Source organism: Labilibaculum antarcticum, assembly GCF_002356295.1.
Lineage (GTDB): Bacteria > Bacteroidota > Bacteroidia > Bacteroidales > Marinifilaceae > Labilibaculum > Labilibaculum antarcticum.
In genome coordinates this window covers 3,921,041-3,934,485 of sequence record NZ_AP018042.1, presented here as the reverse complement: position 1 = coordinate 3,934,485, position 13,445 = coordinate 3,921,041, and the positions used below count along the sequence as shown (strand labels likewise).

At 36.7% G+C, this 13,445-nt stretch carries 12 protein-coding genes; 5 read left to right on the top strand and 7 right to left on the bottom strand.

The genetic code is table 11. From position 1 onward, the window contains the following. Nucleotides 1-38: 38 nt before the first annotated feature. The 3 genes from ALGA_RS15450 to ALGA_RS15440 all read right to left on the bottom strand — a co-directional run bounded on the left by ALGA_RS15450 (nucleotide 39) and on the right by ALGA_RS15440 (nucleotide 3,767). Nucleotides 39-899 carry a YkgJ family cysteine cluster protein gene (locus ALGA_RS15450; protein WP_096430637.1) on the bottom strand — a complete coding sequence of 287 codons (861 nt, stop codon included), beginning with the start codon at nucleotides 897-899 and terminating at the stop codon, nucleotides 39-41. Between the two features lie 226 nt (nucleotides 900-1,125). Continuing rightward, nucleotides 1,126-2,622: an IMP dehydrogenase gene (locus tag ALGA_RS15445; RefSeq protein WP_096430635.1), complete on the bottom strand. Its 1,497-nt coding sequence runs from the start codon at nucleotides 2,620-2,622 to the stop codon at nucleotides 1,126-1,128. 203 nt (nucleotides 2,623-2,825) lie between these two features. Next, a complete protein-coding gene (locus tag ALGA_RS15440; RefSeq protein ID WP_096430633.1) occupies nucleotides 2,826-3,767 on the bottom strand; it encodes a radical SAM protein in 942 nt (313 codons plus the stop codon). Between the two features lie 355 nt (nucleotides 3,768-4,122). Between ALGA_RS15440 and ALGA_RS15435 the strand changes: the two genes are divergently transcribed. Both ALGA_RS15435 and ALGA_RS15430 read left to right on the top strand, forming a co-directional pair. After that, nucleotides 4,123-4,866 (top strand): slipin family protein, encoded by a 744-nt coding sequence (locus ALGA_RS15435; protein WP_096430632.1) that lies wholly within the window; start codon nucleotides 4,123-4,125, stop codon nucleotides 4,864-4,866. Between the two features lie 136 nt (nucleotides 4,867-5,002). After that, entirely contained in the window at nucleotides 5,003-5,668 is a 666-nt protein-coding gene (locus tag ALGA_RS15430) for a CPBP family glutamic-type intramembrane protease (protein WP_096430630.1), read from the top strand. Here ALGA_RS15430 and ALGA_RS15425 read toward each other — a convergent pair. Beyond that, nucleotides 5,665-6,399: a DUF6320 domain-containing protein gene (locus tag ALGA_RS15425; protein ID WP_145957648.1), complete on the bottom strand. Its 735-nt coding sequence runs from the start codon at nucleotides 6,397-6,399 to the stop codon at nucleotides 5,665-5,667. The genes ALGA_RS15430 and ALGA_RS15425 overlap by 4 nt on opposite strands. Further along, nucleotides 6,374-7,681 (bottom strand): hypothetical protein, encoded by a 1,308-nt coding sequence (locus ALGA_RS15420; protein ID WP_096430626.1) that lies wholly within the window; start codon nucleotides 7,679-7,681, stop codon nucleotides 6,374-6,376. Before ALGA_RS15420 ends, ALGA_RS15425 begins: the two co-directional genes overlap by 26 nt. A gap of 257 nt (nucleotides 7,682-7,938) precedes the next feature. Here ALGA_RS15420 and ALGA_RS15415 point away from each other — a divergent pair, with 257 nt between their 5' ends. Further along, nucleotides 7,939-8,385 carry a hypothetical protein gene (locus tag ALGA_RS15415; RefSeq protein WP_096430624.1) on the top strand — a complete coding sequence of 149 codons (447 nt, stop codon included), beginning with the start codon at nucleotides 7,939-7,941 and terminating at the stop codon, nucleotides 8,383-8,385. Between the two features lie 101 nt (nucleotides 8,386-8,486). Here the strand turns inward: ALGA_RS15415 and ALGA_RS15410 are convergent, their stop codons facing one another. Together ALGA_RS15410 and ALGA_RS15405 are read right to left on the bottom strand one after the other, a co-directional pair. Then, nucleotides 8,487-10,334 carry a glycoside hydrolase family 13 protein gene (locus ALGA_RS15410; RefSeq protein WP_096430622.1) on the bottom strand — a complete coding sequence of 616 codons (1,848 nt, stop codon included), beginning with the start codon at nucleotides 10,332-10,334 and terminating at the stop codon, nucleotides 8,487-8,489. Between the two features lie 32 nt (nucleotides 10,335-10,366). Then, on the bottom strand, nucleotides 10,367-11,230 hold the full coding sequence (locus tag ALGA_RS15405; protein ID WP_096430620.1) for an alpha/beta hydrolase: 864 nt from the start codon (nucleotides 11,228-11,230) through the stop codon (nucleotides 10,367-10,369). 246 nt (nucleotides 11,231-11,476) lie between these two features. On the opposite strand from ALGA_RS15405, the gene ALGA_RS15400 reads away from it, so the two are divergent. After that, nucleotides 11,477-12,541: a sensor histidine kinase gene (locus tag ALGA_RS15400; protein WP_096430617.1), complete on the top strand. Its 1,065-nt coding sequence runs from the start codon at nucleotides 11,477-11,479 to the stop codon at nucleotides 12,539-12,541. A gap of 91 nt (nucleotides 12,542-12,632) precedes the next feature. Continuing rightward, nucleotides 12,633-13,358 carry a LytR/AlgR family response regulator transcription factor gene (locus ALGA_RS15395; protein ID WP_096430615.1) on the top strand — a complete coding sequence of 242 codons (726 nt, stop codon included), beginning with the start codon at nucleotides 12,633-12,635 and terminating at the stop codon, nucleotides 13,356-13,358. Nucleotides 13,359-13,445: the final 87 nt, after the last annotated feature.

Sequence of the window (13,445 nt, the reverse complement as noted above, 5' to 3'; positions counted from 1 at the left end):
GACCGATGGTCTTTATTTTGTTTCAAAGTAGTAAAATACTATTCCTGAGCTCCATAACTCTTTGCCGTAGCGATCCAAAGTTCAGCAAGGTCTTTAGGATTTGCACCCAAACCTCGAGCAAGATGTAAGGCCAATCCCATTACTAAAACAGAAGCTTCATGAAATTCTTGCGTTGTTTGTGAGCTTCCAAATTCTTCTTGTATTTTTAATTGAAGCAATTCATTATGCTTTTCAACAAATGCGATCGAATCATCATCAGAAATCTCTGGAATCATCAAACAATCGATCCACTCATGCCCTATCCTATCTACCAATACTTCGGGAAGTTCATTGCTCATTTTTCGCCATACTGGCAATGTTTCCTTATCTCCCGATTCAGCCAAGCCAGTATCAAGCAGAAGCTCAAATGCCATATCAGCAATATTTTGCATTAACTCTAAATATCCATCTTGAGCCTTTTCGAATTGATCTGTCATCTGCCCTTTTAGATAGTCACCAACACCCAAATGAGGTAATTCTAAAACTTCAGGGCATGCTTCCAAACAAGGAAATTCATCTCCTTGATACATATAGTGAACCTTTTCACTTTGTAACTGACGACCTAGCGGATATAAACGACAAGCCAAGGGTCGCCCCAAGTGCACGCTGCATCCAAAATTATCAATATATTGAGAGCAAGCTTGCTGCTCTTTCCATCCTATTTTTCCGTTAAAACGCAAGCGAATTCCTCCGTACTCACAATAAAGATCACGAAACTCCCTTGTGGTAATTTTTTTCTCTCTGGCAAGACTAACCAACTCCCATGGATTAAGCAGTACAAGTTTTCCAAAGCAGCAATTTCCAGTTCGTGAGCAGGTAAGAGGCAATATATCTTGAGTATTGAGTTTGCTTGTTTGCATTATTTATTTCTTTTTTGATGGTATACTTATTACAAATAGCAACTGAAAGAATGAATCAGTTCCTAAATTGTTAAAACCTTATTTAAAAAGCTACAAATCTATTAATTTCTATTAAATGATCTTAGAATACTGATTTTTACTTCTCGGATTAGTTCCTAATAAAAGATAAAATGAAAAAAGACCAAGCCTGAAGCTTGGTCTTGAAATATATTTGAATTTAAATTGTTTAGTTCTTTGAGTCTTTAACAATTACATCATGAGCACCACCTTCAATAATACTTGTAGATGAAACCAAAGTAATTTTTGCTTCAGCTTGTAATTCAGCAATAGTAGTTACACCACAACTGCACATGGTAGACTTAATTTTACCTGTGGTAATCTCTAAGTTGTCTTTTAAACTACCTGCATAAGGAACGTAACTATCTACACCTTCTTCAAACTTAAGGCTGTTGTTACCACCCATATCATAACGTTGCCAGTTTCTTGCTCTGTTCGAACCTTCGCCCCAATATTCTTTTACGTAACTGCTTCCAATCAAAACTTTTCTTGTTGGACTCTCATCAAAACGGGCAAAATACCTTCCCATCATCAAAAAATCGGCTCCCATCGATAATGCAAGAGTCATGTGATAATCCTGTACGATACCACCATCTGAACAAATTGGAATGTAATCTCCTGTTTTTTCGAAATACTCATTGCGAGCTTGTGCGACTTCGATTATAGCAGTAGCCTGACCTCTACCAATTCCTTTTTGCTCTCTAGTGATACAAATAGATCCTCCGCCTACTCCAACTTTAATAAAATCGGCTCCAGCTTCAGCTAAATAAAAGAAACCTTCTTTATCAACAACATTACCAGCACCAATTGCTACTTTACCCTTGTAATGTTCTTTTACCCACTGAATTGTAATTTGCTGCCACTCAGAAAACCCATCCGATGAATCGATACACAACACATCAACACCAGCTTCAACCAAGGCAGGCACGCGTTCTTTAAAGTCACGGGTATTGATCCCTGCGCCTACAATTAGTCTTTTATGATCATCTAACAATTCATTGTGATTCTCTTTGTGATTATCGTAATCTTTTCTGAATACAAAATATTTCAAATTTTGATTCTTATCGACAATTGGAAGTGTATTTAATTTATGCTCCCAAATGATATCATTTGCTTCCGTTAAAGAAATCCCAAGCTTACCAACAGCAAGTTCATCCAAGGGTCTCATAATATCTTTCACTTTTTTATTCAAACTATCTTTACTGGTACGATAATCGCGCCCGGTAATAATTCCTAAAAATTTCCCATTTGAAGTACCATCATCAGTTACTCCTATTGTTGAGAAACCCGTTTTTTCTTTCAAATTTAAAATATCCTCTAAAGTTTGCTCTGGAGTAATGTTAGCACGACTTTCAACAAAACCAGCCTTGTGTTTCTTTACTCTTTGAACCATTCCTGTCTGTTGTTCGATGGATTGAGAACCAAAGACAAACGATACACCACCTTCTTTTGCCAAAGCAATTGCCATTCCGTCGTCGGAAACAGATTGCATAATAGCCGAAACAAAAGGTGTTTTTAAATTGATATTTGAAGATTCTCCTTTTTTAAACCGAACCAAAGGTGTCGTCAGACTTACTTTATCAGGAGTACAATCGACCGTAGTTAGTCCAGGAATTATTAAATACTCACTAAAGGTTCTCGAAACGTCATTAATAATCTTAGCCATAATTGTTTAATCGTTATGCAATGGTTGTTCAAATAAAAAATTTTACGAAAGTACAAAAATATACTCTTTTTAGCATGAATAAAGAGAGGAAAACTATATTTAATCAGTAAAAACACCAATATTAGTCTGGTTTTATAGCAATATCCACAAAAAAGCTCCCACAAATAATTGCGGGAGCTTATTAGATATTTGAACAGGACCTTTTATTCTCCCTCTTTCGATTGATAAAAAACCCCTCTTTCTTGTTCTATTGTTTCAATTAAGTTTTTTTCGACCAATGCATCCAAACATTTACTGACTTCATAGTCACACATGCCCAATATGGTCGTTAAATCCTCAAGAGTGCATGGTCTGCGCGATACGGTTTCCAAAATAGCATTTTCCGTATCCTTCCGAGAGCCTTGCTCATTATTTCCTTGTTTCGCTTTCGCGATGATTTCAACATGATCCAGTTTCCAGAAATCGATCACTTGTTGCAGTTCATCTTGTGTTGCACCTCTTAAATTTGCTATTGTTCCCGGGCGATCCAATGTGTTTAGCTGTACCGAATCATGTCTGATTTTTAAAATCAACTTTTTAAGCTCGCTCAGCTCCTTTTCACTGTCGTTGTAACCTGGCAGAATAAATACTTCCAACCAAATTTTGCCTGTAAATTCCTTTCCGAAATCAATTAATCCTTGAATGTATTGTTTAAAATCCAAGTCTTTGTGCGGACGGTTAATTCTTCTAAAAGCCTCTTCGGTGCCAGCATCAAGAGAAGGAAGTACAAGATCCACATCCTTTATGGCCTCTCTTACCTTCGAATCATGCAAGAGAGTTCCATTTGTTATTAAAGCAACAGAAACCTCAGGTTTTGTTTGCTTTACGAACCGAATTATTTCGCCCAAATTTGAATTTAAGGTTGGTTCTCCCGAGGCTGTAATTGTAATGTAATCTGGCTGCGGATTGTTCTTAAAATAATGCTCTAATTCAGTCTTTATTTTATCCGATGAGATATAGTCTTCCCGGGTAACCGATAGTTTAGTGGTTTTACCAACTTCGCAATAAACACAGTCTATCGAACATACTTTTTTCGGAACTAAATCAACACCTAAAGAGACTCCCAGTCTTCTTGAGGGAACTGGTCCAAACAAATACTTATACATTTTGCTATTCTTTATACGTAATCAAATTTCGCTCAATTCAGAGAACAAAGTTAATCGCTTTTGTATTGTTTTAATCAGGTATTCCTCAGTAAATTCGATATTCGTTCACCCCCATAATTTCTGTCCTTATTCTTATGTGTATCATCAATTAAAATTTTGGTAAAACTTAGCTCTACAATAAATCGGCAATAAATAATACTTGAACAGCACCTGTCCTTGTTGTTTGCCCCTTAATAATTTCGTAAATTTAATCGAACACCCTTCTGCAGAGAATAAAATGGACCGTCACTATTCTTTTGTATAACTCTCTCAATTTTATTTTTTAATTCACACACAACCTCTAAAAACCAAAAACATGAACGCTCTACTATTTTTATTTGTCGCTGTTGTTTTTTTCTTGTTGGCCGGAGTCCGTATTATTTTCGAATACAAAAGAGCCTTGAAATTCCGCTTCGGAAAATACATTAAAATATTAAAACCGGGTTTCAGGTGGATCATTCCAATTGTTGAAACCATTAGCATTGTTGATATTCGGGTGATCACCATCAATATCGACTCTCAGGAAGTAATGACGGAAGATAACGTTCCATGCAGCATCGATGGCGTGGTATTTTTTAAGATCAACGATCCCGAAAAGGCAGTTTTAGAGGTGGAAGAGTACACTTTTGCCATCACCCAGTTGGCACAGGCCGCTTTACGCGATGTGTGTGGTAAGGTGGAACTGGACACTATTTTATCGAAACGGGAGGAAATGGGGAAAAATATCAAAAAGATTGTGGAGCAAGAAACTGCAGTTTGGGGAATTATAATTATCGATGTAAAGATTAAAGACATTCAGCTGCCCGAAAATATGCGACGAATGATGGCTAATCAGGCCGAAGCCGAACGATCAAGAAGAGCACGAATTATTCTGGCAACAGCAGAAGAACAGGCTGCAGAAAGTTTACTTGCCGCTGGATTACTCATTGACAAATCGCCATCGGCCATTAAATTGAGACTATATCAAACCCTTGCCAATATTGCTTCGGAAAAGAATTCGACCATTCTGTTTCCATTCCCTGAAGAGGTGCTGCCACGAAAACCAAAAGAGGATTATTAAAAACTGTTTATGCAGGTATTATACCGATTGGATAAATTAGCGGGCTACATTTCACCATGTACAATATAACTTCCTATTTATTCCATCGGCATTAGACCGTATTTTTTTCACTCGCCATTCTCACTTATTACTAAAAATGGCATTATTGATCAGGTCAACAAATAAAATCTTAAAAATTACGAATTACCCTCGTATAGAATTGATTGCCGCAGTCCTAACCGGTATCCTAAAATACATCCTGATGGACTGGTTGCAGATGCGGGCCATTTATATTGCAGGCATCTGCATTTTCTGGGGCGTTTATATTCTTTCCAGATATTCTACCAATAGGGAAGTATTGAAACACTGGGGTTTTACAAGAGCTAATTTTAAACGCTCTATGGCCTTTCTGCTTCCCCTTGTTGTGCTTAGTATTTCGGTTTCCCTGATTTATGCTTACTACAATAATTCCCTGATATTTACCTGGCACATTCTGCCAATTATTTGCCTGTATCCCATTTGGGGAATTATGCAACAATATTTAATGCTCGGACTGATTACCAATAATCTGATTTCATTGACAAAACCCAGCATCAATAAGTATGTGCTCATTTTTTTGATCTCAGTTCTTTTTGGTCTCGTGCACTATACAAGTTACTTTTTAATGATTTTTACTTTTGCCATGGAAGCCGTATTTTTGCTGGCTTACTTTAAATGGAGAAACCTTTGGGCCATAGGCATTGCCCATGGTTGGATCGGAAGCTTTTTGCTCTATTTTGTCCTCATGAGGGATCTTTGGAGCGAACTGTTCGCATGGTTTTAAATGTGAAAGAATCTTTTTAAATCAACACCCTTTTTCAATCGGTAATGAACAAAAAATAAAAGGGCCGAAATAGGTAAAATCGAAATGGCAACGATGATACTCCACCTAAAATGAAAATGATTCGCAAAATAGAGCGAAATAAATCCTTCGATACAAACCGAGAACAAACCAATGGCCACAAATACAATCGCCAAAATATTAAACCCCCGTTGTTTCGAAATGCGAATTAACCAAATAACTAGTAACAACAACGCATAAAATGATGTTAGTATAGGAATACCAAGATTGATTCCCCACCCAATATTTGTACTAAATAAATCCAACAACACCAGAAATACGGCTGTTGATATAAAGCTGCCCCAAATTAAGAGCGTTTTTTTGTGTCGCCAAAAAGTTAAAATGCTAATATTGGCCAATAATGTAAGGCATCCCGCTATGCTGTATCTCGACCACGTTATGCTTTTATCCAAAAGAAGATTAATAATAAGCGTAACCAAAATCACCGACACAAGGATTATACAAGACAATTCCCAGAACAATTTCTGTCTTTGTACTTTGGTCAGACTTCCGTAGTCATCAATAACCATATCCTTCTCAATGCTTTGTGCGGATTTGGAAGGCGCTGCCCCATCAGGGTTTTCACCAGTAGATAAACCGCACAAGGGACAAAAATTCATATTGACATCCAGTTCAACTCCACATTTATTACAGTAATTCATCTCGCTGTTCATGACATGTATTTAAAATTTTAACCTTCACATTTTGCTCTACAAGAAATCGCAAAAACCGACGTTCAAACTCCTTTGAATTGGTAATGTTCCCAAAGCTCATAACCAGTTTGTCTTTGTATCCAATCACTCCGCAATTTATCTTCACTTTTTTATTGGGTGGCGGCGGTGTTAATACAAAATAGTTTATCTGATCGGCTATGGCATCGGGCACACGCGTATTTCCCAAATTAGTTACCACTCCACTGAATTGGTTGGTGCCTTCGGCATAGTACTTGGCATGCAAAATAAGACTCTTTAACAGAATAGGAATACTTCTCACAAAAACATTTCGTTCGCCACCAACATTACGCGATATAATTTTACTGATGAGCTTTTCATCGGTCTCCAGTTGCATCTTATGATGCACAAGGTTCACGATTTCATCAAAGGAGTAAATCCCTAACCTGAAATCCAGTTCCGGCAAAACAAAGAGTGAAAAGTTTCGCATGGTTTTGGTTGGGTAGATGTTCCGCAAATCTATCGGAACCTGAATTCTGGCAAATTTACGACGAACTCTCTTTCCTTTGGCCTTGCATTCATGAAAAATATCCTGAAGCACCAAGAGGTAAATGGCCACCAGAAAGACAGTGATACTAACCGATTTTTCGCTTGCTCTCGTCTTCAGATCTTTGGTTGAAATCATTGCCAAAAGCACATCAAAACGGGGTTTGGAATTTAAATCAAAAGGCAAATGAAAAGCTTTTGGCTGACTGATTACATGCGGTATTTTCTCTTTGAAGTATCGGTTGTAGGCATCTTCGAATTCTTCGGGACTTGCTTTGCTGGTATAAAACGGATCTATTTGCTCCGCAGAAATCATTCCTTTTTCATTAAAATAGTAAATCAGTATGGCTTTAAGAAATTGCAGCAAGCCAGCTCCATCGGTAAGAATGTGAGAAAATTCAACAGTAATTTCGTTGTTACGAACCAAAATGCGAAAAAGAAGTTTGTTTGAATCCTTCCTGTCGAAAGCCTTACAGAGTCGACCATTATCGCTTGTCACTTTAATGGGATCATCAATCTGCTCCAGGTAATACCAGAAAAATCCTTTTCGCAGACTCACTTTAAAATAAGGGAATCTTTTTTCAGCCAGTTCAATCGCCGAAAAAAGGTGTTTAATGGAAACCCGCTCTTTAAGAACTGCGGTAATTCGTGCCACTGTAGAATGTTCTTTTGTGCGTATGGCTGGAAATATTTTTGCCGCATTATCGAGAGGTGCCCAAAAACTTATTTTTTTATCCATTACAAGAGTAAGTTTTTCAACGAAAATCCTTCTTTATCGCTGTAAAGTTACGAAAAAAAGACTTTCCCCGTGGTTAATTTCATAACTTGCGAAATATTCACACATTAAAATCCAAGCAAATACAAATCCATTAAACTATAAATTGAAATACCGCTTAAAATTGAGAGATCATGTATTCTTAAAAGTTACAACTCTCAATCCTGACATTTAAACTCTTATACTTTGTACCCAAAATACTTTACTATTATAATCTTCCGATGAAAGTACTCCTAATTATTCTTTCGAGCACCTGGAAATTTGCAGCAACCTTTCCCGTTGCTGTCTATGTTTTTCATATGTCGTTTTATGAAACCATCTTATACACAAATATTGGTGGATTCTTTGGCATCCTGATCTCTGCTTTGGTTTCCAAAGGTCTAATCAAACTATTGAATACTTATGGGTCAGGTCTGATCAAGTCAAAAAAGAAAATCAGAAAAAAATTCAACAAACGAAACAGACGCTTGGTCTATTTTAAAGACAAGTATGGACTTGCAGGTATTGCGATCCTTACCCCAGTACTCTTTTCCATTCCTATTGGTGTTTTTTTAAACACCAAATATTACGGACATCGGAAAATCAGCTATCTGTATTTACTCATCTCTCAAATTGTATGGTCATTTGCCTATACATTACTTTTTACCGCAATAAAAGTTAGTCTTTAAGATCTCGAAACCAGCGGGGTCATCCTTGTTGCCACAAGACAAGCCAGCATAAAAAAAGCCCCGGAAGCTATCCAGGGCCATTAACTAATTCTAATTTACTCTTACTTTATCTCCAAAATCATTGCCGATCGGGCCGGAACTTCAATGCCCTCATTCAGCTGAAATATTTTGCCTGTGATAATGTCTTTTGCTGCTGTATGATTGCTAAGCATTTCATGATATCGCTCTGTTTCTACGTGAACCGATTCGGTATTCTTATTCAAAATCACCATCACTTTTCCTTTATCGGTATATCGGAAATAGCTGTATATTCCGAGTTCAGGTGCATAGTGCATTAATTTACCTTCATGAATAACAGTGCTGGTCTTTCTCCAATTCAATAATTTCTTTAAAAAATACTGAGCTTCCTTTTCTTGTGTACCAAGACCTTTTCCGGTAAAAGCATTCACTTCATCGCCTTCCCATCCGCCGGGAAAATCCATGCGCAACAATCCGTGATCACCACCTGCATCGCTGTTTGCCAAAATCTCTGTTCCGTAATAAATTTGAGGAATTCCTCTCATCGTAAGAAAGTAAGTCATTGCCATTCGATACAAATCATAGTCTTTATTCAGCTGATTAAAAATTCGAGGCATATCATGGTTATCAGGAAAAATGACCAAATTATTTGGATCTGGATATTGAACATCATTTACCAACATCTCATACAATTTGATTAATCCTGTCCCCCAGGTATCTTCCTGGGTTAATCCTTCAACCAATGCATTTTGTAAGGGAAAATCCATTAAACTTGGAAGGTAGGAAACATAGCCATTCTTATTTACTTTTCCTTTTTGCCAATAGGATATGATGGCAGGATTAAGACTCCACTCCTCGCCAACAATATTTAGGTTCGGATATTCTTCCAATAATCTGCCAGTCCACTCAGTCAAAAATTTAGAATCTGAATAAGGATAAGTATCCACTCGAAGTCCATATAAGTCGGCATATTCTATCCACCAAATGGTATTTTGAATCAAGTATTTCGCCATGAACTCGTTGCGTTGATTCAAATCGGGCATGCCTTTCACAAACCATCCATCGGAAAACTGTTTTAAATCCTCTTTTGATGCATATTTATCCTGAACTGTGGTTCGTTTGTGTGTACAGCTTGTAAAATCCCCTTCGTTATTGATCCAATCCTTAGAAGGTAGGTCTTTCATCCACCAGTGCCCCGAACCACAGTGGTTCAATACCACATCCATAATGATTCCGATTCCGTTTTCCTTTGCTAATTTCGATAATCTACGATAATCCTCGTTCGTTCCAATTCGTGGGTCAATTTTATAATAGTCGGTTATTGCATACCCATGGTAAGAATTGATTTGCTTATTTTCCAATAATGGAGTCGACCAAATGGAAGTAAATCCCATATCAGAAATGTAATCCAAATGATCAATCATTCCCTGAATATCTCCACCATGACGACCATTTTTGGATTCACGATCCAAACCTTCCCGTAATCCTTCTACACTATCGTTAGCCTTATTTCCATTGGCAAAACGATCGGGTGTAATCAAATACATAACATCAGCAGGGGTATAACTTAATCGCTCAGCAGAACCTGCTTTTCGCTCCAAAAGCTGATACTCGTATTTTAAGATGGTTTTTGTTCCTTTCTTAAACAAGATATCAAAACTTCCTGCTTTTGCACTTTCACTCAATTTTAAATCAACAAACAGATAATTTGTATTAGACACTCGACTGACCTTCATGATGCTGACACCTGTATAATTTAACTCAGGCTTTAAATCGGCAATATTCTCACCATGAACTAACAATTGCAGATTCGTATTCTTCATGCCGGTCCACCAAAATGCCGGTTCCAAATGATCAATTTTGTATTTTGCATATACCGAACTACTTCCTACGAGAAGTATCGTCAATACGATCAATAGTAATCTTTTCATATTTTTATCTATTTGATATGTATAGTTTGTACTTATTTCTTTTTCCCCAACATAAATTCCAATGGAATGTGTAATCGATCACGCCAAGCATTTTCATTGTGCTCAGCACCTTCAAATTTTCTTGTCATCCAGTTTTGATCTTGCTTGTATCCTCTTTTTTTCATCATTACATCTACCTTTTCCTGATATGGCTGATAAAGGGAATCTAAAGTTGCTGTCCCATGATCGAAATAGATTTTGTGTGATTCAGGATCAGGTAAATTTACCTCCACGTAATCCAAAAATACACCATCCAGTGCGGGCCAGTGAGTAGACATGCACACAGCCCCTCCAAACACAGATGGATATTCAGAAATTGCATAACAACTGATTAATCCTCCCATGCTCGATCCCAAAATAAAAGTATCCTCTGGACCAGTCAGAGTATTGTATTTTTGATCAACAAAAGGTTTCAATTCTTCAACCAAAAATTTTAGGTATTGATCTGAAACAATTTCCCCTTTAAAATAATCGGGAAGAGTAGCCAGCTTCAATTTCTCCTTTGGTTTTGCCGGCATGTATTCGGCGGATCTATTGTCAAACCATACACCAACAACTATTACCGGTCTAATTTTTTCGTTTTGAATCAAATCTCCCACCACCTCATCAACACCCCATTCCTGATGATTCCAGGTTGTATTTGCATCGAAAAGCATTTGTCCGTCGTTCATATACAAAACAGGGTACTTTTCATTCTCATCGTAATTTGGAGGCAACAATACCTCAACTGTTCTTTCGCTAATATTTTGCGATTGAAATTCAAGATATTTATGAATAACAGTGAGTTCTCCTGATTTGTTTTGCGAATTGGCTATGAGGCCACACAAGATAAAGGCTAGCAAAATTATATTTTTCATTTCCTTAAATTTGATTTAAACTCAAGTAACTAATCCACTGAGAAATATGCAAATAAATATCACAAACAGCATTACTATTTGTACAGATTACCGAAAAGCTTACTTGTACACAAACATCCCTTACAAATAGTAGTTGGTAGTAACGAACTTGTTTTATATCCAAAACTACTTATCTACTTACTACATATTTGCAAAATGCCTGAAAATGCCTTACATATGTAGTTTAGGAATATTTATCTTTAGGATATGAAAATCATTGCCCCGGAAAATAGTTGGCTGTCCAAAATCGTAAACAACAGACTTGTTCAGCATCTTACTTACTGGATCATCTTTGTCCTTTTCTTTGCTTATGCCTGGGGTACATTCGATGCCAATTATATCAAAACGGTAAAAGTTGAATTAATCAATCTACCTGTTAAAATACTATTGGTTTATGCTGTGATATATGCTTTGTACCCTATGTTTCTATACAAAGGGAAAATTTGGCAATTCCTTTTTTGTCTCCTTGCACTTATCAGTTTTACGGCCGTTCTTCAACGCATAACCGATAATCTGATTATTGTTGATTTATTTTTCCCTAAATGGCAAAAAGCACCTACATTTTCTTTCTCCCAAATAGTTCGAAGCGCTGTTAATTTAGGAGCTGTACTCGCCTTACCCATGACAGTAAAACTGATGGAATATTTAGCAAAAATTCAGCAAAACGAACAGATTCTGGCCAAAGAAAAACTGGAAGCGGAACTGATATTTCTAAAAAATCAGGTTCAACCTCATTTTCTCTTTAATACTTTAAACAGTTTGTATTCCCTGATATTAAAAAAGTCTGATCAATCACTTGATGTGATTCTAAAACTATCGGATTTGCTACGATACATGCTTTACGAAACAAATACAACTCAGGTAGATGTACGCAAAGAAGTAGATAGTATCAAGAGCTATATGGACTTGGAAAAAATAAGATATGGAGATCGCATTGATGTAAGTTTGAATATTTGGGGCGATTTAGACAGCAATCTCATTGCTCCAATGATCATTTTGCCATTTATTGAGAACAGCTTTAAACACAGCGCCAAAGGATTGGATAAAAATGCATGGATCACAATCGAACTTGGAGTTAAAGCAAACAAACTGGTACTGAAAATTGAAAATAGCATTCCGAAAGTAAGCTCCAATCAAGATTCGGTAGCTGGTGGCATTGGTTTGCAAAATGTAAAAAGGAGATTATCTTTAATCTATCCTGAAAAACACGAGCTTAAAATTAATCATACTGAGGAATCGTACAATGTCCATTTAAATTTGAAATTGCTATGAAACGTCCATGTCAAAGCGATTTTGACACACAGGGAAATGATTATCCCAGTATGGTAAATTACATATGGCAAAAACTTAAAAATATAATCATATGAAAGTAAAGTGTTTACTAGTTGATGATGAAGATCTTGCTCTTGATGTAATGGAAGAGTATATCAAAAGAATTGACTATTTGCAATTGGAAGGAAGATGCAATAGCGCAGTTGAGGCTTTATCCGTTTTAAACAACAAGAAAATAGATTTGCTTTTTCTGGACATTCAAATGCCTGGATTAACGGGTATTCAATTGCTCCGGAATATTTCCAATCCTCCAACAGTAATTTTCACCACTGCCTATTCGGAATATGCATTGGAAAGTTACGATTTAGAAGCCTTGGATTATTTAATTAAACCGATTCCATTTGAACGCTTTATTAAAGCTGTAAACAGATATTTCAAGCTCAAAAAACACGATTATCAGATTCCTGAAAAGAAGGAACACAATAGCACCGATCAAACTTTTATTTTTGTAAAATCAGAAAAGAAAATGGTAAAAGTCTTTTTGCATGAAATACTTTACATCGAAAGTCTGAGGAACTATGTAAGCATTTATCTGGCAAATGAGCAAGAAATTGTTACACTGAATACCATTAGTAACATTGAAGAAAAACTGCCGGAGACTAATTTCCTAAGAATCCACCGATCATTTATTATTGCAATAGATAAAATTGAAAGTTTTACGTCAAGCATTGTTCAGATCGAACAAAAGCACATCCCAATAGGCCGAAATTACAAAAGCATGGTAATGGATGTGCTCAAGCAAAACAGCATCAGCTAAAATTCAAATCGACACGATCTCCCAAAATGTGTAAATGACATTTATAGGGGCAGCGTTCCGGCATCACAATCTCCGGGCACTGTACGT